Annotated in this window: 18 protein-coding genes; 8 read left to right on the plus strand and 10 right to left on the minus strand. The window is 67.6% G+C overall.

Annotated features, from left to right (window positions below; all coding sequences use genetic code 11):
• Positions 1–787: alcohol dehydrogenase catalytic domain-containing protein (locus tag QH195_RS12740; RefSeq protein ID WP_280435527.1), on the minus strand; the 787-nt coding region annotated here is incomplete at its 3' end.
• 233 nt (positions 788–1,020) lie between these two features.
• Between QH195_RS12740 and QH195_RS12745 the strand changes: the two genes are divergently transcribed.
• Positions 1,021–1,872, plus strand: coding sequence for an oxygenase MpaB family protein (locus QH195_RS12745; RefSeq protein WP_280424155.1), 852 nt, complete (start codon positions 1,021–1,023; stop codon positions 1,870–1,872).
• 24 nt (positions 1,873–1,896) lie between these two features.
• On the opposite strand, the gene cobG is transcribed toward QH195_RS12745, so the two are convergent.
• Positions 1,897–3,078: a precorrin-3B synthase gene (gene cobG, locus QH195_RS12750; protein WP_280435528.1), complete on the minus strand. Its 1,182-nt coding sequence runs from the start codon at positions 3,076–3,078 to the stop codon at positions 1,897–1,899.
• 525 nt (positions 3,079–3,603) lie between these two features.
• Here cobG and QH195_RS12755 point away from each other — a divergent pair.
• Positions 3,604–5,043 carry a wax ester/triacylglycerol synthase family O-acyltransferase gene (locus QH195_RS12755; RefSeq protein ID WP_280435529.1) on the plus strand — a complete coding sequence of 480 codons (1,440 nt, stop codon included), beginning with the start codon at positions 3,604–3,606 and terminating at the stop codon, positions 5,041–5,043.
• A 44-nt stretch (positions 5,044–5,087) separates the two neighbouring features.
• On the opposite strand, the gene QH195_RS12760 is transcribed toward QH195_RS12755, so the two are convergent.
• Positions 5,088–6,113 (minus strand): alpha/beta hydrolase, encoded by a 1,026-nt coding sequence (locus tag QH195_RS12760; protein WP_280435530.1) that lies wholly within the window; start codon positions 6,111–6,113, stop codon positions 5,088–5,090.
• Between the two features lie 862 nt (positions 6,114–6,975).
• On the opposite strand from QH195_RS12760, the gene cobN reads away from it, so the two are divergent.
• Positions 6,976–10,608 (plus strand): cobaltochelatase subunit CobN, encoded by a 3,633-nt coding sequence (cobN, locus tag QH195_RS12765; RefSeq protein WP_280435531.1) that lies wholly within the window; start codon positions 6,976–6,978, stop codon positions 10,606–10,608.
• A 78-nt stretch (positions 10,609–10,686) separates the two neighbouring features.
• Here the strand turns inward: cobN and QH195_RS12770 are convergent, their stop codons facing one another.
• The 4 genes from QH195_RS12770 to QH195_RS12785 all read right to left on the minus strand — a co-directional run bounded on the left by QH195_RS12770 (position 10,687) and on the right by QH195_RS12785 (position 13,975).
• Entirely contained in the window at positions 10,687–11,178 is a 492-nt protein-coding gene (locus QH195_RS12770; protein ID WP_280435532.1) for a hypothetical protein, read from the minus strand.
• 327 nt (positions 11,179–11,505) lie between these two features.
• Entirely contained in the window at positions 11,506–11,994 is a 489-nt protein-coding gene (locus QH195_RS12775; protein ID WP_280435533.1) for a hypothetical protein, read from the minus strand.
• A gap of 120 nt (positions 11,995–12,114) precedes the next feature.
• Entirely contained in the window at positions 12,115–12,888 is a 774-nt protein-coding gene (locus tag QH195_RS12780) for a nucleotidyltransferase domain-containing protein (protein WP_280435534.1), read from the minus strand.
• Positions 12,889–13,186: 298 nt separating this feature from the next.
• Entirely contained in the window at positions 13,187–13,975 is a 789-nt protein-coding gene (locus QH195_RS12785; protein WP_280435535.1) for an SDR family NAD(P)-dependent oxidoreductase, read from the minus strand.
• A gap of 82 nt (positions 13,976–14,057) precedes the next feature.
• Here QH195_RS12785 and QH195_RS12790 point away from each other — a divergent pair, with 82 nt between their 5' ends.
• Both QH195_RS12790 and QH195_RS12795 read left to right on the plus strand, forming a co-directional pair.
• On the plus strand, positions 14,058–14,618 hold the full coding sequence (locus tag QH195_RS12790) for a TetR/AcrR family transcriptional regulator (RefSeq protein ID WP_280424164.1): 561 nt from the start codon (positions 14,058–14,060) through the stop codon (positions 14,616–14,618).
• 503 nt (positions 14,619–15,121) lie between these two features.
• Complete coding sequence (locus QH195_RS12795) at positions 15,122–16,069, plus strand: endonuclease/exonuclease/phosphatase family protein (protein ID WP_280435536.1); 948 nt, start codon at positions 15,122–15,124, stop codon at positions 16,067–16,069.
• A 53-nt stretch (positions 16,070–16,122) separates the two neighbouring features.
• On the opposite strand, the gene QH195_RS12800 is transcribed toward QH195_RS12795, so the two are convergent.
• Positions 16,123–16,449 carry a nuclear transport factor 2 family protein gene (locus QH195_RS12800; protein WP_280424201.1) on the minus strand — a complete coding sequence of 109 codons (327 nt, stop codon included), beginning with the start codon at positions 16,447–16,449 and terminating at the stop codon, positions 16,123–16,125.
• A 305-nt stretch (positions 16,450–16,754) separates the two neighbouring features.
• Here QH195_RS12800 and QH195_RS12805 point away from each other — a divergent pair, with 305 nt between their 5' ends.
• Positions 16,755–17,537 carry a polysaccharide deacetylase family protein gene (locus QH195_RS12805; protein WP_280424166.1) on the plus strand — a complete coding sequence of 261 codons (783 nt, stop codon included), beginning with the start codon at positions 16,755–16,757 and terminating at the stop codon, positions 17,535–17,537.
• Between the two features lie 7 nt (positions 17,538–17,544).
• Here the strand turns inward: QH195_RS12805 and QH195_RS12810 are convergent, their stop codons facing one another.
• Positions 17,545–18,783, minus strand: a complete 1,239-nt coding sequence (locus tag QH195_RS12810; RefSeq protein WP_280435537.1) for a cytochrome P450 — start codon at positions 18,781–18,783, stop codon at positions 17,545–17,547.
• 232 nt (positions 18,784–19,015) lie between these two features.
• Between QH195_RS12810 and QH195_RS12815 the strand changes: the two genes are divergently transcribed.
• Positions 19,016–19,843, plus strand: a complete 828-nt coding sequence (locus QH195_RS12815) for a mycofactocin-coupled SDR family oxidoreductase (RefSeq protein WP_280424168.1) — start codon at positions 19,016–19,018, stop codon at positions 19,841–19,843.
• A 206-nt stretch (positions 19,844–20,049) separates the two neighbouring features.
• On the opposite strand, the gene QH195_RS12820 is transcribed toward QH195_RS12815, so the two are convergent.
• Complete coding sequence (locus QH195_RS12820; protein ID WP_432278340.1) at positions 20,050–20,385, minus strand: cupin domain-containing protein; 336 nt, start codon at positions 20,383–20,385, stop codon at positions 20,050–20,052.
• Positions 20,386–20,456: 71 nt separating this feature from the next.
• Between QH195_RS12820 and QH195_RS12825 the strand changes: the two genes are divergently transcribed.
• Positions 20,457–21,392: a helix-turn-helix domain-containing protein gene (locus QH195_RS12825; protein WP_280435538.1), complete on the plus strand. Its 936-nt coding sequence runs from the start codon at positions 20,457–20,459 to the stop codon at positions 21,390–21,392.
• Positions 21,393–21,587 lie beyond the last annotated feature (195 nt).

Below are 21,587 nucleotides of genomic sequence, written 5' to 3' on the forward strand. Positions count from 1 at the left end.
CACAACGAGTCGCTCGGGAACCCCGGATCGGCCGACCCGGGGGCGCCGGACCGGAACAGTTCGCGGCGTGGGTCGCGCGGGTGGACAGTTCGCTGCGTGCGCACGTCGGAGAATTCGTGGCCGCCCGATGCGCCGAGGAACACCGTGATCGCGCCGTCGGCGATATTGTGCGGGCCACCGCTGACCGGGGCGTCGACCACATGACAGCCGGCGGCCGCGCCGATCGCGGTCGCGGTATCGGGGCGGGCCCCCCCCCCGACCCGTAGCCGGTGGTGACACCGCAACCCACCAGGCACGCCACCTCGAACGGGATCGACGGATCGATCTTCACCACCGAACTCTCGTGCACCACCATGTACGGAGAGAAGGTGCCGAGCAGGGCCATCGGGTAGACGTCCTGGCCGCGGGCCTGGATCCGGAACGACCCGTCGGTCACCGAGGTGCCCGCGAGCAGTAGCGCGCCGAGATCGCAGAGGTTGCGCAACCCGGCCTGACACGACGGGCATTTCCCGCACGACGGGATGAAGGACAGCACCACATGATCGCCCACCGCGAGATCCTCGACCGCCTCGCCGACCTCGATGATCTTGCCCGCGCCCTCGTGGCCGCCGAGCACCGGGAAACCCATCATCGGGATACCGCCGGTGACCAGATGGTGGTCGGAATGGCACATGCCCGCGGCCTCGAGCTGGACTTTGACCTCGTGTTTACGAGGGTCGCCTATTTCGATCTCCTCGATCTGCCACGGCTGGTTGAATTCCCAGATGAGAGCGCCTTTGGTCTTCATCGTGTACTCGCTTTCTCAGCGCCCCGGGCCCGCCGCGCTGCCGGGTGGTGGGCTCCGAACTTACATGAACAACTGTATGGACAAGAGTCCGGACAACGATACGACAAACTGGCCGTCGCGGCGCCGTTATTCGCCGGGAGCGGTGTTCTTCCGCCCCGGCGGATCGAGGGGGTGAGATATTGAACTAGCATCTGTCTCATAGTTTCACCAACGGAAATGAGGAGAACGAACCGATGGGTGCCCCGCACACCGCCGTCACATCCGCCCCGGTCGGCGCACCGATCGGACCCGGCTCGCTGACCTGGCAGTACGCCGGCGACCTGCGGAACATGCTGTTTCTCGGGCGTACCGGCATCCTGCAGAACATGCACCCGGCGGTAGGCGCCGCGCTCCAGGACCATTCGAACTTCTTCGCCGACCCCTGGGACCGCCTGATCCGTTCCCTGCCACAGATCCAGGGCATGATCTACGACGCCGATGCCGAAGCGCAGGCCGGCCGCGTCCGCGACTACCACCGCCCGCTGAAGGGCACCGACTCCCGCGGCGAGCGCTACCATGCGCTGAACCCGGACGTGTACTGGTGGACCCACGCCACGTTCGTCGAACTCACCCTCGCCCTCAACCAGCATTTCGGCACCCCGCTGACTGCCGCGGAGAAGGACCAGCTGATCGCCGAAGGGGTCACCTGGTGGCGGATGTACGGTCTGTCCGATCGGGTGCTGGTCTCGAATTACGCCGAGTTCGAAGAGTATTGGAACCGCACCATCGACGAGGTCCTGGAAGCCAACGCGACCACCGATTTCGCGCTCCGCCTCGGCAGTGTCCGGATCCCGGCCGTGCCCGGTATCCCGGAGCCGGTGTGGTCGGTGATCTGGCGGCCGGTCATGGCATTCAATGTGTGGCTGGCCAATGCGCTCATGCCCGAACGGGCGCGCGAAATCCTCGGCCTGCGCTGGGGCCCGCTGGACCGGAAACTCTTCGGCCTCTTCGCGACAACCGTGCGTACCGTATGGCCGCTGCTCCCGGAGCGCCTGCGCTACGCGCCGCGCGCTTACGCCGGCATCGAGCGGGTTCGCGGGGCCTGACGGCCCCTCGAGTGGGGTCGGTTCTCAGTCGGCGGGCAAGCCGACCCGGTAACCATCGGGCGTCGCCGTCACGTCGGTGACCTGCCCGGCCGGCCGTCCGCAGTGCCGATCGCAGCCGGACCAGTGTTGCCGGCCCGACGTCACGACCGCCGTGGCGGGGACCGCGTCGGCTTTCACGGTCGTTGCTGCGATGGTGCGGCCCGTTTCGACCGCGGCCGCGGCATCGGCGCGGATATCGGTATGGGATTTCGCGCAACCGGGCCGCCCCGCGCAGGCGGTGATCCGCAGCCACGGGGAGTCGGCGTCGAACAGCAGCCCCATCGGCGCCAGCACCCGGACCACCTGTTCGGCCGGTCCCTCCTCGAGATCGGTGACGACGAGGCTGCGCCACGGAGTGAGCAGGATCGGGCGTTCGATCGCGGCCAGGAATTCGGCGGTGCGGGCGGGCAGCGACCCCAGGCGCACACCGGCGCCGAGTGCGACGAGTCCGTCGTCCTGCGGAAGCCAGCCGATCGGCGGTCCGGCCGCCTCGACGAAGTCCAGACGTTCGGTGCCGCGGGCGCAACCCAGCCGGGCGGCGAGGCGCTCGGCGCCGTCCTCGATTTCCCGGAGGCGCCACTGGCCGGTTCCCAGTTCCAGGAAACCGTGTGCCGCGGCCACCAAGGTATCGACCGCCTCGGACGCTGATACCCGGACTCCGCTGTCCCGGCCGGCGAGCAACAGCGCGAAACGATCGTCGCCCAGCCCGTGGATCCCGATATCGGGGCGCAGGCCGCTCACATCGCCGCGGCCGTCGTCCACTGTGAACAGCACCCGCCCGGGGAGATCGGCCAGCCGTGGGGAATCGAGCAGCCGGGAATCGAGCGCGGTCACCAGCGGCCGGATATCGGGGTGCGGGCCGATACGCCCGGAGAGTGGAGAGGCGATGATATTGCGGACCCGCTCGTGGGTCCTGCTCGGCAGCAGTCCGGTGTTTCCCAGCAGGTCTGCGAGCGCGTCTGCGTCGCTTACCCGCCGGAGCTGCACATTGCCGCGGGAAGTGAGTTCGATATTTCCGTCACCGAGCCGGTGCGCGGCCTCCGCCAGCGTCTGAACCTGCTCAGGTGTCAGTCGCCCGCCGGGTACGCGGACCCGCGCCAGCGGTCCGTCGGCGGCCTCGTGCAGCCGGAGGACGCCGGGGCAGGAATCAGCGGTGGTACGTGACATATCCCCGCCAGGATACGAGGTCCGTATGGACCCCCGGCGGTCGCTGGTGCCGATCGGCCCGTTCCGGCCGGAGCGACGTGCCGGGGTCGTGATGGTCGGTTCGGCTCCGGTGAAACTCCGATACGCGGATCTCGAGCAGTGGCTAATAGTCGGCAAACACGCGTAGGTCCGCCGCGGTCCGGTGTCCCGGACACTCCGCATGCTGTGGTGGCGTCGGCTGCCCAGGAGTCCGGCCTTGGGCTTGTGCCGCGTGCTCCGGCGGCTCGTACGTGCGGCCGGGCCCGAGTGCACGGTGGGTCGCCGGATTCTGGACGGCCGGAAGATGTGGCCGGAAAAGGATGCCGGAGAGAATTCCGATCGGCCGGGTGGCCGGCTGTTGCCGGTCGTTTTCCCGTTCTGAAATTTTCCCGCTCCAAAATATTTCCGATTCGGCTCGCGCCGAGCGGTGGCCGCGATAGTGTCGATCGGTCTGCCTGCTTTCCGCAAGCATTCTTTTCACCACGATATCGGTCCGTAGGAACAGGTATGAGCGCAGGAATGGACAGCGCGGTCGGCGCGGAAACGGCGAATACCCGTGCGGTAACGGAACAATTGGCGCCCCGGGATGCCGTGTTCTACTACGACGAAACCGACCGGCATCCTTCCTCCATCGTCGCGGTCTACGTATTCGATTCCCGCGGCGCGGAACCGCTCGATACCGCCGCGGCAGTCTGCTGGGCGCAGGAAAGAACAGGGCTCGCACCGCTGTTCCGGCGCCGGCTGCGCCGGGTGCCGTTCGATCTGGATCTGCCCTACTGGGTTCCGGACCAGGCCTTCGATATCGCCGAACATGTCCTTGTCGAACCGGCAGGTGCGGACTGGGATACGGTCCGGCGCCGGCTCGGTGAGATATCCGCGGCACGAGTGGATCTGGGTCGACCGCCGTGGAAGTTCCATTTCTTCGATCGAGTACACGGGGTACCGGGCGCACCCGGGCCGACGACGATCGCGGTGCTGACGTTCCACCACAGTGCCGGTGACGGGGTGGCGACCCGGGAGCTGGAAGCGGAATTGTTCAGTGGGCGAACAGCCTCGGCGGCGCCGGGCGACGCGCCGTGGCGGGCGCCGGTCGTAGGTCTACGTGCGGCACTCCGCTTTCCCTACCGCCTGGTGTGTTTCGCGATCGGCCTGCGTCGCGCTGCCGCGGCCCGCGCGGAAGTACGCGCCCGGGCCGCGGCCGGGCTACTGGACGAGCCGCTGCCCTTCCGGCCGGCCACCCGGTTCAATCGCGCGGCCGGTCCCGGCCGTACGGTCGACCAGGTGACGCTGGCGTTGTCCGAGGTCAAAGCCGCGTGTGCGCGCTGCCTGGAACGTACGACGGTGAACGATATGATGCTGACCGTGGTCTCCGGGGCGCTGGCCACCTATCTCGGCGAGAAAGGGGAGACCCCACCGGAATCGCTGGCCGCCATGGTGCCCATATCGATGCGCGGTATCGCGGAGTGGGACTCGGCGAACCGACTCGGTCAGATGGCCGTCGATCTGCACACCGGCGTCACCGATCCCCTGGCGCGGCTGGCGGCGATCCGCGAATCGGTCCGCCGGGAACGCCGCCGCACCATCGATCCGGCGGTCCTGCGATACGGCGCCCGGGTGGAGACATCGCCCGCCTGGCTGCTGCGGCTGGCCGGTTGGGCCAGGGCTCAGCGGTCGTTCGCCGGAGCCGAGTCTATTCCGCTGAGCAACACCACGATCAGCAATGTCCCACCGACCGGCGACGGTTTGACCTTCCGCGGCGCACCACTGTTACGGGCCTTCGGCGTGCTGCCGGTTCTGGACGGCGACGGCCTGCGGCATCTCGTCTCCTCGCAGGGCGACGAACTCGTGATCACCTTTCAGGTGGATTCGGCGATGATGCCCGACCCCGAGCGTTACCGCGAACTGCTGGTGCAGGCGTTCCGCGACCTGGTCGACGCCCTCGGATGAAGGTGCGGGATGCCGGTTCCGGATGCCACCCCGCGGACCCGGAATCAGGCGCCCAGTGCCGCGGCCAAGAGCGGCCACGAGCGGTGCAGATCGTCCTCCCAGTACCCCCAGGAATGAGTACCGGCCGGTCGCAGATCGAAGACGATATCGGTGCGGCCCAGCTCCCGGGTGCGCTGCTGTAGCGCGCGCGTGCAGTAATCGGCCGCGGCCTCGATCCCACCGCCGACCAGCAGCTGGTTCCACAGCATCTTCTCGTCTCCGCGCAGCCGGGGATCTGTCGCGGTGTCGTGGCGGCCGGGCAGGCCGTTTCCGCTGGAGATGTACATCGGGATACCGGGGAGCCGATCCGCCTGGAGGTACGGGTCGTGCTCCTGCCAGCCCGGTCCACCGATCGGGCCCCACATGTTCTCGGAGTCACCGCCGCCGAGGCTCACGACCAGCGTGACGAAAGCCTGACCCAGTGGATCGCTGGTCATCGCGCAGCCGCTGTACGCGGCCGCGGCGCGATACAGCTCGGGTGCGCGGATGGTGAGGTCGAGAACCGAGGTCGCGGCCATCGAGATACCGGCGATCGCATTGGCGCCGGTGGTGCCGAAGGCGGCGTCGACTACCGGTGGCAACTCCTCGGTGAGGAAGGTCGCCCACATATTGCGACCGTTGTTCCCGAGGTTTTCCGCCAGCCCGGCATCGGGCTGCTGCCAGTCGGTGTAGTAGCTGAAGGCGCCCTCCAACGGGATCACGACATTCACGTGTTTGTCCGCGAAGAAGCCGGCCACGTCGGTCTGCGCCGACCAGCTCGCGGCATCCTCGCCACCGCCCGCGCCGTTCAGCAGATACAGGGTGGGGGCGGGCGTTCGGGTATCGGCCGGGCGGAGCACCTGCAGGGCGATATCGCGCTGCATGGCGGGGGAATGCACGGTGATCTCGAGCGAGCGCCCGCTGCCGGGTGTGCGGGAGACGATGGACGCGTCGGGGTCGGCGGTAGTGATCGCCGCGGTGCCGAGTGTCAGGAGAGCAGCCGACGCGAGCAGAACAACCGCCCGCCGAGGGCCCCGCAGGAGTGAATTCATATGCGCCTCAGGGTTTTGTCCGGCGTGGTCCCGTCCGCGGAACGCGCGTTCGGTGGCACGGAACGCAGGGGTACGCCATGGCTCATGGCGGAGGGGTCCACCGGTCGGACCGGATGGACCCCTCGTCTGATCCCGGAACTACTTTCCGGGGGCGGGCGTGCCACCGCTCAGCGTGATCAGGGCATTGACCAGGTTGGTGCCGAGTCCGCCGGCGCTGGCGGTGCCCATGCCCAGAATTTCCATGAGGGATCCCATGTGTTTCTCCTTGTATCACTGTAAAACGGAATTCCCGGCCGGAATTCCGCTGAATGAATGGTTTGCTCAGTCCCGAATCATGCGATGATGGCCTGGAGGGAACCCAGGAAAACATCGAAGAGACCGTCGCCCGCCACGGCCGATCCGAGAGCCGGAATCAGTGCCATGAGCAGATCGCTCAACGAACCCATGGTGAATCTCCTTCGGAGGGTTGAAGCGTCCTCACCGCCGCGGACTGCACGCCGTGAGGACGGTCACGGCCGGTGCGGCCGATGGTGACCCAGGCAACATAGCAAGCGTCCAATTTTCCCGCAACGAATTCCTCTAAATTGAGACACCTCTTGACGGGCAAACATTGGGCAACATATCGGTGGTCGGTCCGGGCTGCCGGATTCCCTGGTATCGCAGCGGCGCCCGGCTCGAGCACCAGCGCACCTCTCAGGTGTGCCGACAGCCCCGGCCGGCGGTCGCGATACCATGCGAGCGCTCGACGGGTGACGAGGAAACCGGTGGAACTCCGGTGCGGTCGCGCCACTGACACAGCCAGACCCTCTCCGGCGAGCACACCGAACCCCGACGGGCGCGTCACCCCAGGAAGGTCACCCTTGTGATTCTGCTGCTGTCCACCTCCGACACCGATCTGCTCAGCGCGCGTGCCAGCGGCGCCGACTACCGGTGGGGAAACCCGGCCCGCCTGCTGGTGGACGATCTACCCGGCCTGCTCGCCGGCGTGGAGCTGGTGATCGTGCGCATCCTCGGCGGAAAACGGGCCTGGGAAGACGGTCTGGCCGCGGTACGCGACAGCGGGCTGCCGGTGGTGGCCGTGGGCGGTGAGATGGCACCCGACGCCGAACTCATGGAATGCTCCACCGTCCCGGTGGGGGTGGCCTCCGACGCACACAACTATCTGGCGGCCGGCGGTCCGCAGAATCTGCGGCAGTTGCACAACTTCCTGTCCGATACCGTCCTGCTCACCGGACACGGATTCGAGCCGCCGGTCCAGCTGCCCGGCTGGGGCCGGCTCGAACGCGCCGCGCGGTATCCGGAGCCGGTGGCCGGGAAACCGACGGTCGGCGTCGTCTACTACCGGGCCCAGCATCTGGCGGGGAACACCGGCTATATCGACGCTTTGTGCACCGCGCTCGAGGACGCCGGCGCGATACCGCTGCCGGTCTACTGTGCCTCGCTGCGTACCGCGGAACCGGAACTGCTCGACACCCTCCGGCAGGCGGACGCGCTGGTGGTGACCGTGCTGGCGGCGGGCGGAAGCAAGCCGGCCACGGCGTCGGCGGGCGGTGACGACGAAGCCTGGGATATCGGCGCACTCGCCGAACTCGACGTCCCCATCCTGCAAGGTTTGTGCCTGACCGGCGGCCGCGCCCAATGGGAGGCCAACGACGACGGTCTGTCCCCGCTGGATGTCGCGACGCAGGTCGCGGTGCCGGAGTTCGACGGGCGGATCATCACCGTGCCGTTCTCCTTCAAGGAGTTCGACGCCGACGGATTGTCGACCTATGTACCCGACGTGGAACGCGCCGCTCGGGTCGCGGGGATCGCCGTCCGGCATGCCCGGCTGCGGTACATCCCGGCGGAGCGGAAACGACTGGCGCTCATGCTCTCCGCCTACCCGACCAAACACGCCCGTATCGGCAACGCCGTCGGCCTGGACACCCCGGCCAGTGCGATCGCTCTGCTCGGTGAGCTCCGCGCGGCCGGATACGACCTCGGCGCCGCCGGTGAGGTGCCCGGCCTGGAGGAAGGCGACGGCGACGCGCTGATGCACGCCCTGATCGCCGCCGGTGGTCAGGACCCCGACTGGCTCACCGCCGAACAACTGGAAGGCAACCCCGTCCGGATCGGAGCGGAGGTGTACACCGCGTGGTTCGAGACCTTGCCCGCCGAACTGCGCGACGCTGTGGTCGAAGCGTGGGGGCCGCCGCCGGGCGAACTGTACGTGGACACCTCCGCCGATCCGCGGGGCGAAATCGTCATCGCCGCCCTCCGTTTCGGCAATATCGTGCTCATGGTGCAGCCACCGCGCGGGTTCGGGGAGAACCCGGTGGCCATCTACCACGACCCCGATCTTCCGCCGAGCCACCACTATCTCGCCGCCTATCGCTGGCTGTCCGCCGATATCGAATCCGGCGGTTTCGGCGCGGACGCGATGGTGCATCTCGGTAAACACGGCAATCTGGAGTGGCTGCCGGGTAAGACGCTGGGGATGTCGGCCGCGTGCGGCACCGATGCGGCGCTCGGCGACCTGCCGCTGATCTACCCGTTCCTGGTGAACGATCCGGGGGAGGGCACGCAGGCCAAACGCCGTGCGCACGCGACCCTGGTGGATCATCTGATTCCGCCGATGGCGCGGGCGGAGAGCTACGGTGATATCTCCCGGCTCGAACAACTGCTCGACGAGCACGCCAATATCTCCGCGCTCGACCCGGCGAAACTGCCCGCCATCCGGCAGCAGATCTGGACTCTGATGCGCGCCGCGAAAATGGACCACGACCTGGGCTTGGCCGAGCGCCCGGACGAAGAGTCCTTCGACGATATGCTGCTGCACGTCGACGGCTGGTTATGCGAGATCAAGGATGTGCAGATCCGCGACGGCCTGCATATCCTCGGCCGCGCCCCGGCGGGGGCGAGCGAGGTCGATCTGGTACTCGCCATGTTGCGTGCCCGCCAGCTGTGGGGCGGGGAGATGTCGGTGCCGGGCCTGCGGGAAGCACTGGGACTCAGCGAATCCGGCGACGAAGCCCGCGAGCGGGTCGACGCCGTGGAGTCGCGTGCTCGCGAGCTACTGGTGGCTCTGCAAGCTGCGGAATGGTCACCGGGTGCCGTGGACGAACTCGTCGAACGGTTCTCCGGCAACCTGTTCGGTGACGCCGGCGGTGATCGGGACGCCGTGGCGTCCGTGCTGCGGTTCGCCGCAACGGAGGTGGTGCCCCGGCTGCGCGGGACAACCGTCGAGATCGACCGCGTTCTGCACGCCCTCGACGGCGGTTTCATTCCGGCCGGGCCCAGCGGTTCACCGCTGCGCGGGCTGATCAATGTCCTGCCCACCGGCCGCAACTTCTATTCGGTGGACCCGAAGGCGGTTCCGTCACGGCTGGCCTGGGAAACCGGGCGGGCCATGGCCGATTCGCTGCTGGAGCGCTATCTGGCCGATCACGGCGAATTCCCGCGCTCGGTGGGTCTTTCGGTATGGGGTACTTCCGCGATGCGTACCTCCGGCGACGATATCGCCGAGGTGCTGGCGCTGCTCGGGGTGCGCCCGGTATGGGACGAGGCGAGCCGTCGCGTCACCTCGCTCGAGGTCGTCGACCTCGCGGAACTGGGGCGGCCGCGGATCGACGTCACCGTCCGGATCAGCGGTTTCTTCCGTGATGCCTTCCCGCATGTCCTGGCCCTCCTGGACGACGCCGTCCGCCTGGTGGCCGCCCTCGACGAACCCGCGGAGTCGAACTACGTGCGCGCCCATATGCTGTCGGATCTGGCCGAGCACGGTGACGAACGCCGCGCCACCACGCGTATTTTCGGTTCGAAGCCGGGAACCTACGGTGCCGGCCTGCTGCAGCTCATCGATTCCAAGAGTTGGCGCACCGACGACGATCTCGCGCAGGTCTACACCACCTGGGGTGGTTACGCCTACGGCCGCGACCTCGACGGCGCCCCTGCCGCCGACGATATGCGGACCGCGTACCGCCGGATCACGGTGGCCGCGAAGAATACCGATACGCGCGAGCACGATATCGCCGATTCCGACGACTATTTCCAGTACCACGGCGGAATGGTCGCCACGGTGCGGGCACTGACCGGGAAGAACCCGGAGGCCTATATCGGTGACAGCACCCGCCCGGATTCGGTGCGCACCCGCACCCTCTCGGAGGAGACGACCCGCGTTTTCCGTGCTCGCGTGGTGAACCCCCGCTGGCTCGAGGCCATGCGGCGCCACGGCTACAAGGGCGCGTTCGAGATGGCGGCCACGGTGGACTATCTGTTCGGCTACGACGCCACCACCGATGTGGTCGCCGACTGGATGTACGAGAAGCTCGCCGAAAGCTACGTTTTCGACGAGACGAACCGCAAATTCATGGAGCAGTCGAATCCGTGGGCGCTGCACGGTATCGCCGAACGCCTGCTCGAGGCGGCCGAACGGAAGATGTGGGCGGAGCCGGAGAGCGAGACCTTGGACCGGTTACGCCAGGTCTACCTGGAGGCCGAGGGCGAGTTGGAGTAGCCGGCCCGCGCCGACCGGCGGCAGCTACGGTCCGTCCGTGCTGACGACCGCGCCGCCCGGCTGCCGCCGGGAGCAGGCTCACGCTGCCCAGGTCCCCTGGATGTAGCCGTCGCTGGTCGCGAAGACAATCGCCACGGGTGATTGTCCGGGTGGTAGTTCGAAAGCGACCAGACCGCGCCGTATTTCACCGGGAGCCAGCAGGCCGAACCGCAATCCACCCGGGATATCGGCGAGCGCGCCGACGTTCTCGCCACCGGTGGTGGCCAGGTTGAGATCGTACGGGCCGACACCTGCCGATTCGCCCAGGGCTTCGACCTCGACGTCGTATACGAGCACGCTCGCACCGTTCATCCGGGGCGCCAGGGTCTGATCGGAAGCCCGGACGGTGACGGCCGTATCGCCCGGGCTCCGAACCTGGATCCGTGTTCCCAGCGGCACCGCTTCGGTGGGCTGCTCGGCGCGCACCTCCACCTGTGGCGGTGGCGGTTCGGCGGGGTCCGGAGCGGCCACGGCCGGGGCCCCGGACAGGGCGGGAAGGGCGATCGCGAATGCGGTGACGAGTTTTTTCATGGTGCGTCCTTCGGCGGTTTCGGTCGCTACCGGGCACTGGTTGCTTGCTTCCGGGCCGGCGGGCGAACCGTTCGGGTCGCCACCACGCCTGGAAACGCTGATACCGCACGGCCATACGCTCACACATGATCGTTCATGCGAGCGAGAGACGGCCTACAGCGAGGGTATGCCCTGTCCGGCGGCTACCGAACCCGGCGGAGGTGATCTTGCCGAAGGCGTAGTACTCGATCTTGACGATGCCGCGTCGTGACCGACCGGCTCGTCATGTGCAGGGGCCGGCGCCCGTGGCGCGTGCCGACGGGATCATCCGCGTGGACGTATCGGTCGTCAGAGGGTCCAGGCGCCCTGGACGAAATCGTCGTTGGTGGCGAAGACGATTTCCTCGGGCTGCTGCTGTTCGGTGAGCTCGAAGGCGACCAGCCCGTTGCGCGGCTGTCCCGGCTCGACGAATCCGCCGGGATACTCACCGGGAACACCCGTGAGCGGATACACCATATCGCCGTTCGTGGTGATCAGCCGCAGATCCAGCGTCGGCAGGAAGTACGGCTTACCCGCGGTCTGTTCGGCGCCGACCTCGAAGACGAGAACCGAACCGCCGGCCCGGGGCGCGACCTCGGCCTCGGACGGACGGACCGTCACCGTCATATCACCGCCCGTCCGAATCGGGAAGGTGGTGCCCAGGGGGCCGCTGGCAGCAGGCTCGGCGAGCACCGCCGCGGGCGGGCCCGGTTCCACCGGGGTGGGTTCGGAGACAGCCGCGCCTGCGAAGAGGAGGGGCAGGACGACCGCGGCGGCGGTCACGACGATCTTTTTCATCCTCATCCTTCTCCGGTTTCTCGTTGCCTCCGCGAGCCTAGGGGCGACACGCCGCTGTGCCCAACCCGCGAGATCATTGGTACCGAAGCTGTGATGTTCGATCTTGGCGAGACCTCACCGTTACCCGGTGGAGGGCGGTTCATGCGGATCCGCGGCCGTTAACAAGCGCCGGGCCGCATCGATCCGCTCCGTCAGTACGCCGGAATCCGGGGTCAACCGGATGATGATCTCGTCTATTTCCCGCAGACCGGCACGTTCGAGCAGGCGTTTCTCATTGGTGACCCATTCACCGCGGGCCGCCAGGATCGCGTGGGCCGTCTGCATCGCCGCGGTGGCCAGTGCGCCGGCTGTTTCGGCGACCCGGCCCTTCGGCGCATGGGCCGAGCGGGCATAGCGCAGGCCGAGATCGGCCTGCCGCCGCCAGATCGGCGGCGCCACGGTCCGCATCGCATCAGGGAATGCGGGTTCGGGCAGCTCACCGCGTAACACCCGGGAGACGGCGAGCTCGCCCACCACCAGGTAGCTGGGAATCCCCGCCAGATGGAATGCCAGCGGCTCCCACCGAAACCGCCCCTGTTCGGCCTCGGCGAGTTCGTGGTCGATCACCGTGAGATCGCGGTAGTGCACATCGACGGCGCGGCCGTCGATCGTCAGCCAGGCGCCGCCGTTGAAGACCCCACCCCAGGCGCCGATATCGGATACCTCGCCGGGCCAGCCCACCGCTCGTAGGGCGGCAGGGTCGAAATGGTCGCGATAGTAAAGGGCGAAATCCCAATCGCTGTCCGGTCCGTGGGTGCCCTGGACCCTGGATCCGCCGAGCGAAACGGCCAGTACCCCGGGCAGGGCGGCCAGGCGGTCGGCGACATGGGCAACGAAATCGTCGTCGGTCGGCACGGGCATCCTTTCTGCGGTGGCGGACCGGAACCGGTCCTACGCCGGTCCGGTGGTGGCCGGCTTCGCCGGACACCGTATCGACGTCGGGCTGCGCACACAGCCGGTTTTCCGCCCGTCGAGTACGCACATCAGTCCGAAGTCGAAGCCGAGAGCCTGGCCGACCGTCGGTACCCCGGTACGGCGGCCCGGGATGGGGACTGGCTTCTCGGGGGGACCGGCCCCGAATCCGATCCGAGGTTCTTCACCGGAAGTCGCGTTCGATCCGCTCCGCGAGCCGCGTCATATCCGCGCGGTCGTGTTAGCTCGTGACGAGCGGTGTGGATTTCCGGCCGCGGTAAGCGGCCCGGCCCGGTGTGGGGGCGTCGATCAGGTCGATGATCGGGCGTACTGCGACATCCGGTTGTTTGCCCGCGATGGTGCCCAGCACCGCGGCGGTGATCTTCATTCCCGGGCCCACCTCGCCGGCGAAACTGGTCCTCACCAGTCCGCTGGGCCCCCATGTCACATAGGCGAGGCGCGCATCGTCCGCGGTCGCGAGTAGGCCCAGGAGTTCATTGGCTCGCCGCTGCTGCGCATTGGAGCGGGCGAAGGAGAATCCCCGGCTCATCTCCGGGTCGTCGAAGTCGATGGCATCGGCGCGCGCCCCGGGCACTGCCGTGTTCACCACGATCGGCCGTTCGGCCGCGCGGAGCCGGTCGGCAAGTCCGGTGACGAACAGGTATTTCGATACGAAGAACAGCACCCACGACGCCTCGTGACCCTCGGTCGTCAGATGCCGGCGCTGCCGGATGAACGACGCCGCGAGCACCAGAGCGTCGATACGTTCGTGCTCTCGCCGCAACTGTTCGACCACCCTGCGGCTGTCGGCGATCGACGACAGGTCGGCCGCGATGAAATCCGCGTACGTCGCGCCGGAGTCCGAGTCCGTCGGGTTCGGGGCCGGTGGTGTTCCGGCAGCGTCTCGCAGAGCCTCGAACTTCGCGCGGTCGCGGCCGATCACGACGACTCGGTCGCCCGCGGCGTGGTAGTGCCGGGTGAGTGCCGCGCCCATACCGTCTGTACCGCCGGTGATCACGATCGTTCGCATACCCACAACCCTTTCCGGAACGTATGTTCCGCATCAGCGTACCTCGGGCGGAACGAATGTTCCGGTTCGCTAAAGTGGGGCGGTGACAGTGGAGAGGAAACCGCGGCGCGATGCCGCCGCCAATCGCGAGCGAATCCTCACCGCTGCACGTACCGCCCTGCGGCACAACGGCATATCGGTGGATATGCGTGCCATCGCGGCCGCCGCCGGGGTAGGTATCGGCACCCTCTACCGCCATTTCCCCACCCGGGAAAGCCTCGTGCAGGCCGTCACCGGGACCGATCTCGACCAACTCGCCGGTGCAGGACTTCCGGACGGCATGTCCGCTCTGGCGGGTCTGCGTGTGCTCTTCACCGCGACAACCGGCCGGCTCCTCCAGAATCAGGCGATGGTCGACCTACTGGCCGCCGGGCCACCCTCGAACGCCGACCTCGAACGCTGTCTCGCGCATCTCACCGAAATCGGCCGGGAAGCAGTCCACCGCTCGCGCACCGACCGCACCCTCGCCCCCGATATAACCGCGGCCGATATCGCCTACCAGCTTCTCGGGCTCATCCGTATTGCCCAGTTGATTCCCGATTCCGATACACGCGCCCTTGCCCACCATGTAGATCTTGTCCTTCGTGGATTGGCCGCGAAATGAGTACGTCGCAGATTGTCGGACCGGCTCGTACCCGTCACCGGAGCGTCGGCTCGGAGGTCGCGGTGTTCGCCGTTACCGGAACCGGCAGTATCCGTGATCAACTGGTGAGCGGTGCGGCATCCGGATGCAATGCAGGACCGGCAGCGTCGAGAGTTCGGGCTTACGGCCATTTCCCCGGCCGATCCGACCGCGGTAACTGCCGAGCAAGCCGCGGCGGATCAGTTACTCCTCGTCGTGCGGTCCCGGCGGTGTGATCCAGGACAAGGAGATCCGGTTGTGGATCGCCGGGTTACGGGATAGCCGGCTCGCCTCGTGGCGCGGTTCGGTGAGCGGCGCTCCGGCGCCGCCGGGACGATGCTCCGAACCGCCGCCTTTCCGGCCTGCCCCTCGATCCGCACGGAACCGGTGGTCTGTCGGGTTCGTCGGCGATCGATTCCCGGATGCCGAGACGGGCGCAAGTCCGCGGAAAGGTTTTCGCAACCGCGGCAGATAGGTTGACCGGTATGACGCATGGGGTGATCCGCCGGATACTGCTCGGCGCGGGGTGGTGTGCGCTGCTCGCCGCATCGGCAGGTATCGCACTCTACCTGGGCGGTTGGCAGCGGCGAGAGCTCATTCTGCTCGCCTCCGGAGCGACCTACCTGATGCTCGGTGCGTTGGCCGCGCTGTTGCTGTTCCTACTCGCCAGGGGCTGGCGCAGCGCCGTCGCGGCGGGCATCGTGTTGACCGGCGTGCTGTGGACGCAGGTCCCGCTGTACGTACCGGACGGCCACGCCGCCACCGGTACCGAGTTGACCGTGCTGCAGACGAACCTGTTGTTCGGCGGGGCCGATACCGGCGCGGTTGTCGCGGCCGTCCGGCAACAGCGGGTGGATGTCCTGACGGTCGACGAACTCACTCCGAGTTCCGTGACTCGACTGACGGCTTCCGGAATCGACGCGCTGCTCCCGTACCACTACCTGGACCCCGGCCTCGGGGGCGGCGGCACCGGTATCTACAGCCGCTTCCCGCTGTCGGACAATGTCCGCCACCAGGAATTCGTCATGGCCAACCTGTCGGCCACGCTCAGTCATCCCGCCCTCGGTCCGGTAACGATTTTCGCGTTCCATCCACTGCCGCCGAATATCGATCACCGGGTGTGGCTGAAGGAATTGGCTGCCGCCGCCGCCCTTCTGGAAGCAACCGAGGGACCGGCTGTCGTCGGTGCCGATTTCAATGCCACCAGTGATCACGCCGCCTTCCGCAGGCTCGTGAGCGGCCGTTTCGCCGCCGCGGCGGAACAGGCGGGGGCAGGCCGTATGCTCACCTATCCGGACGACCGATCCTGGGGCCCGGTGATCGGGATCGACCACATACTGCTGGCAGGTGGAACCACCGATCACATAGAAACCCTCACCGTTCCCGGTTCGGATCACCGGGCCGTACTGGCCCGAATCCGGCTGTCGGCTTGATCCGCCGCTCGTTGAGGCCACTGCGCGCTGCCGCCTCCCATCGGGCAGCGTGCTCAGGGTCGGGCGGGCGGTATCCGGAATCGATTCACTTTGTCTCCGGACACAGTGACATAGGCTTCGGATTCGCCGTTGAATACACGGCTGCGCCACTCGAAACGCAGATGCGTCGTATCACCGTCGGTATGCGCGGAGAGAACGGTCATTTCGGCGCCGGCTCCGATAGCGTCCGAATCGGCCCAGCTCCGCACTCCGTCCCGGCCCTGCAGCACTCGTCCCCAGTCGTCCACCGCCCCGTCGGGGGTGAAAGCTTCCACGAACGCCTCGGTATCAGCCGCATTGATGGCATCGACGGCCCGCGCGACCGCCTCCGGCAATTGCACACTCAAAGATCTGCCCCTCTCACCGCTGACCTGTTGCGCATCGTCCGCAGATCATCCGGGACGAACGGTCACCCGGAAAGCAGCCACGCCGAGGTTCATCAGCCAACCTTCTCAGCGCGCCACGCCGCGGGCAGGTCGGGTGCCGGGGACGTGTGGAGCGCGTGCCCTTCCCGAGGAGAGTCTGCGTGGCGATTCACCGGATTCCTCGTCTGCGCCGGTAGAGTGCCGAACGCATATCAGCACGTCAGTGGGTCTTCTCGGTAGCGCGATGCGATGTGATCGGGGTGGCGATGGACAGGCGTTCGATGTTGTCGATATTGGCTGCCGGCACGGCGATGGCACTGACCGGTTGTAGTGCGGCGCAGGGTGAACCCGCTGCTGCGGATATCCCGGAAGCGCCGGAGGCAGCCGGGCAGTCACCGGTTCGTCCGGCGTTGCTGCCCGCTCCGCCCGGTGGTCGCAAGACTGCCATCCCGCCTTCCACCATCACGGCGTTACCGGGACCGGGAAACTGTATGGCGCTCACCGTGGACGACGGTGCCAGCGCGGAGGTCGTCGGCGCCTACATCGAGTTCGCGCGGGATACCGGGGCGCGGTTCACCTTTTTCGTTACGGCCTACTACCCGTCGTGGACGGAGCATCGTGACGAACTGCGTCCGCTGGTGGAGTCGGGGCAGATCCAGCTCGCCAATCACACCTGGGACCACGCCGACCTGACCGCCCTGTCCGAATCGTCGGTGGCCGACGAACTGTCCCAATGCAAGTTGTTCCTGCGCAATACCTTCGGTGTGGACGGTAGCCCGTACTATCGGCCGCCGTTCGGCCGGCACAACGCAACCGTGGACCGGATCGCCGCCGATCTCGGCTATACGGTGCCGGTGATGTGGTACGGGTCGTTGTCGGATTCCGGGCTCATCACCGAGCAGTATCTGGTCGAATGCGCACGTAAGTACTTCAATCCGCAGACGATCGTCATCGGGCACGCCAATTTCGCGCCGGTCACCCGCTGCTACGGACAACTCGTGGACATCATCCGGGAACGCAAGCTGTCCCTGGTGACGCTCGACGATGTGCTCACCGTCGCATGAGGGGAATTCAGGAAATATGCAGCGGCGGTGCGGGCGGGAAGGTGACGGGCAGGGCGGCGAGAGTGCGGTGCAGCGGGCCGGGACGCCAGGTCAGTTCCGCGGCGGGAATTGCCGGCCGGAGTTCGGGCAGGGCATCGAGCAGCTGATCTATGGCCTCCTGCGCGACCACATACGCCGTGTGCTGGGCGGGGCAGGCGTGCGGACCGGCGCCCCAGGCGAGATGGGCGCGGTTGCCGGTGTGGTTGCCGGCGCGGATCTCCGGGTCGTTGTTGCAACCGGCGAGGCTGATCACCACGGGCTGATCCGCCGGCAGCCAGGTATCGCCGACCAGCACCGGCTGCCGCGGGTAGGTGACGCCGGCGTTCGGTAACGGTGGATCGTCGAACAGGACGTCGTCGAGGGCGTCCCGGGTGGACACGGCGCCACCCAGCATATCGTCGGCGAAACGGTCATCGGTCAGCATGAGGCTCAACGCGTTGATGATCAGGCTCTGCATCGGCCCCATCCCGACGCCGTAGAGCGCCAATACCTGATGCACCATCTCCGCTTCGTCGAAATGGGCGGGGTCGTTCAGCAGCCGGGTGGTGATGTCGTCGCCCGGCGCATTCCGTTTGAAATCCACGAGATCCGCTACCGCTTCGCCGAACATCCGGTTGCCCGCTTCGGCATCGACACCGTCGAAGATGGCGGCGGTAGCGGCGGCCGCGCGCTCACTGATCTCCGGCGGGCAGCCGAGCATCGCGTTGATGACCTCGAAGGTGAGCGGGAACGCGTACTCACGGACCAGATCGGCCGAGCCCGCCGTACAGAATTTGTTGATCAGAGGGACTGCGAACTGCTCCACGGTGCGCCGTGCGGCATGCAGGTCGACTCCGTCGAGAGCCGCGGTGGTCGCCCGGCGATACCGCGTGTGTGCGGCGCCCGCGCTACGCGGTGCGTTCGGCCGCCATTGCAGGACCGGCCGCACCGGGCAGTCCTCGGGGACGGTTTTCTCCCAGCTGCGGGGATCGGCGGGGAACCGGTCGGGATCGTTGAGAATTCGCAATGCGCTGCGGTATCCGATCACCAGGGTCGCGGGGACGCCGGGAGCCAGCTCCACCGGTACCAGGGATCCGTGACGCTCGCGCATCTCATGGTAGGCGCGATGCGGGTGGGCGGCGAATTCGGCGGTGTACAGCGGGACGCGCTCTTCGACGCCTCGTCCGGGCGCGGTGTGCGCACGCCCGGGATCCGGCGGGGTTGTCATGGCTTGCTCCAGGCAGGGGTGCGGACAACGGCATGGGAAACGAGTCGTCGGTCCTGGTGGGATCGGGCCGTACCGCGACGCTGCGGATATCGAGATCATAGGACACGGCCGGATATCGGTCCGGACCAACGTCTTCCCGCGCCCGACGGGGCGGTCGACTTTTGGCAGTAGGTGTCATATTCTCGCTGGTGCGCCGGGTGGCGGATCACCCATTGCGGATCAGGAGTAGTTCATGGGCAAACTGGACGGCAAAGTCGCATTCATCACCGGCGCCGGGCGCGGGCAGGGGCGTAGTCACGCAGTGGGATTCGCGCGGGAGGGCGCCGATATCATCGCCGTCGACACCACCGCGCGAGTCGACAGTGTGCCTTACCCGCTCGCGGGTGCCGACGATCTCGCCGAAACGGCCCGCCTGGTCGAAGCCACCGGCCGTCGGATCGTTGCCCGCGATGCCGATGTCCGCGATTACGCGGCCCTGGCAGCCGTGGTGTCGGAAGGGGTGAGCACCTTCGGCCGCCTCGATATCGTGGTCGCCAACGCCGGAATCTCCAGCCCCGCCCCGACGCTCGAAATGAGCGAAGAGACCTGGCAGGACATGATCGATATCAACCTCACCGGGGTGTGGAAAACGCTGAAGGCCGCGGTTCCGCATGTGATCGACGGTGGTCGCGGCGGTTCGGTCGTGATCACGAGTTCGCTGGCGGCGGTCTACGCCAACCCGAACACCGCGCACTACTCGGCCTCCAAAGCCGGCCTGGTGATGTTGATGAAGGTGCTGGCCAAAGAGCTGGCTCCGCACAGTATCCGGGTCAATACAGTGCACCCGTCGACAGTGGCCACCCCCATGATCCTCAACGACGCGACCTACCGGCTGTTCCGGCCGGACCTGGAGAACCCGACCCGCGCCGATTTCGAAGAGGCGGCCCGAACCCTCAATCGCCTCCCGGTCGCGGCGGCCGAGCCCGAGGACATCACCGATACGGTGCTGCACCTGGTCTCCGACGCCGCCCGCTATGTCACCGGAACCACCCAGATGGTCGACGCGGGCGGTGCGCTGTAAGGGGTGATCGCCCTGATGCGCCGGCGATGAGCAACGCGCGGTCTCGTCGGCGATCGCGGCTCGCGGTGGATGAAGCGATAGGTGTGGCCGCCGACCGGGAGAATGCTCTCCGCGCGTAGTGACTCCGCCCCGGAGCCTGGTGGAGGTGGACTCGTATTCCGCTTTCCGTCTGATTCGGCGAGAAGCGCGCCGGGTGTGGATCCCGGTTACCCCTCTGGGTAGAAGACGAACAGCGTGCAGCCGGTAGCGGTGGCGGGGACATGCCACGATCCGGCGGGTGCGTGCAGGAAGGTACCCGGCGGGTAATCGCGGGCGCCGTCGTTGAACGTGCCGGCGACCACATAGACCTCTTCGGGGCCGGGTTTGTGGATATCGCGGTGCGGCCACGATGTACCGGGCTCCATTTCCAGTACCTGGGCGTGTGCCCCGGACGGCCCGCTCCACAGTGGACGCTGCCGGATTCCGGGAAACAGTTCGCGCGTGGGGGCATCGGTCACGGCAGATGACGTGTAGCCGGGCTGGGTGAGAATCTCGGGATGCACAGGGTCCACAGTGCCGGGCGAGGCGGAGAGCGGAAAGTGTCCGGAGTGACACCATAGGGTACTTTTCTGCCATGCATCGTGTGGTGGCCTTGGTGCGGCCGGTGCAGTCGACGTTCGAACTGGGCTGCGCCGTGGAAGTTTTCGGTACCGCCCGGGAGGGTGTGCCGCAGTACTACCGATTCGAGGTCTGCACGGAACAACCCGGACAGGTGCCGACCACGGCCGGATATGCGATATCGGTGGACCGGGGCCTGGAGGCGCTCACCCGTGCCGATACCGTGCTCATCCCCGGTTGGTCCCCGGTGGAGGCGCCGCTGTCCGCACCGGTCCGGCGCGCGCTGGTGCGGTCGCACGATCGTGGGGCAAGGCTGGTGACGATCTGCTCCGGGGTGTTCGCGCTGGCCCGTACGGGGCTGCTGGACGGCCGGTCGGCCACCACGCACTGGGCACGAGCCGCACAGCTCGCGCGCGAGTTCCCGCGAGTGCGCGTGGAGCCCGATGTGCTCTACGTCGACCACGGCGATATCGCCACCAGCGCGGGCGCGGGGGCCGGGCTCGACCTGTGCCTGCACCTCGTCCGGAAGGACCACGGCGCCGCACACGCGGCTCTACTCGCACGGCATATGGTGATGCCGCCGCACCGTGAGGGCGGTCAGGCGCAGTACGCACCGTCGCAGCAGCCCGGGGACCGGCTCGACGGCCTCCTCGATTGGGCCGGCGCACGGCTGGGGTCGCCGCTATCGGTGCGCGATATGGCCGCGTATCTCAATATCTCGCCGCGAACCCTGGCGCGGCGATTCGCCGACCGGCTGGGTACCAGCCCCGGCGCATGGCTGCTGGCCCGCCGGGTGGCCGAGGCGCGCACCTTGCTCGAGGAGACCGATCTCCCGGTGGAGGCGATAGCCGTCCGTGTCGGGCTCACCTCGGCGGTCAATCTGCGCCGGCGCTTCCGCGCCCACGTCGGCACCACTCCCGGCGCTTACCGGAGAGCATTCCGGCTCGGCTGAACATTGCGCATCCTCGCATCGAAGTGCCGGTGCCGGGGAGCTTGCCGTGCGCCCGGGGGCGGGGGGTCGGCGGGGGCGGTGGGGGCCGTGCGAACCTAACACAAATAAACGGAACGGGTTCGCCGGATTGTGTTTCCGCCGGTGCGGATAACGGCGCCGATCGTGGTGTTCGTCCTCGTCATGGGTGCCTGGTAC

This window comes from Nocardia carnea, assembly GCF_029868855.1.
Taxonomy (GTDB): Bacteria; Actinomycetota; Actinomycetes; order Mycobacteriales; family Mycobacteriaceae; genus Nocardia; species Nocardia carnea_A.

Coding starts and splice junctions, on each gene's coding strand:
- QH195_RS12745 (WP_280424155.1), top strand. CDS start 1,021: ATGGGTGCCCCGCACACCGCCGTCACATCCGCCCCGGTCGGCGCACCG.
- cobG (WP_280435528.1), bottom strand. CDS start 3,078: ATGTCACGTACCACCGCTGATTCCTGCCCCGGCGTCCTCCGGCTGCAC.
- QH195_RS12755 (WP_280435529.1), top strand. CDS start 3,604: ATGAGCGCAGGAATGGACAGCGCGGTCGGCGCGGAAACGGCGAATACC.
- QH195_RS12760 (WP_280435530.1), bottom strand. CDS start 6,113: ATGAATTCACTCCTGCGGGGCCCTCGGCGGGCGGTTGTTCTGCTCGCG.
- QH195_RS12770 (WP_280435532.1), bottom strand. CDS start 11,178: ATGAAAAAACTCGTCACCGCATTCGCGATCGCCCTTCCCGCCCTGTCC.
- QH195_RS12775 (WP_280435533.1), bottom strand. CDS start 11,994: ATGAAAAAGATCGTCGTGACCGCCGCCGCGGTCGTCCTGCCCCTCCTC.
- QH195_RS12785 (WP_280435535.1), bottom strand. CDS start 13,975: ATGCGAACGATCGTGATCACCGGCGGTACAGACGGTATGGGCGCGGCA.
- QH195_RS12795 (WP_280435536.1), top strand. CDS start 15,122: ATGACGCATGGGGTGATCCGCCGGATACTGCTCGGCGCGGGGTGGTGT.
- QH195_RS12805 (WP_280424166.1), top strand. CDS start 16,755: ATGTTGTCGATATTGGCTGCCGGCACGGCGATGGCACTGACCGGTTGT.
- QH195_RS12810 (WP_280435537.1), bottom strand. CDS start 18,783: ATGACAACCCCGCCGGATCCCGGGCGTGCGCACACCGCGCCCGGACGA.
- QH195_RS12815 (WP_280424168.1), top strand. CDS start 19,016: ATGGGCAAACTGGACGGCAAAGTCGCATTCATCACCGGCGCCGGGCGC.
- QH195_RS12825 (WP_280435538.1), top strand. CDS start 20,457: ATGCATCGTGTGGTGGCCTTGGTGCGGCCGGTGCAGTCGACGTTCGAA.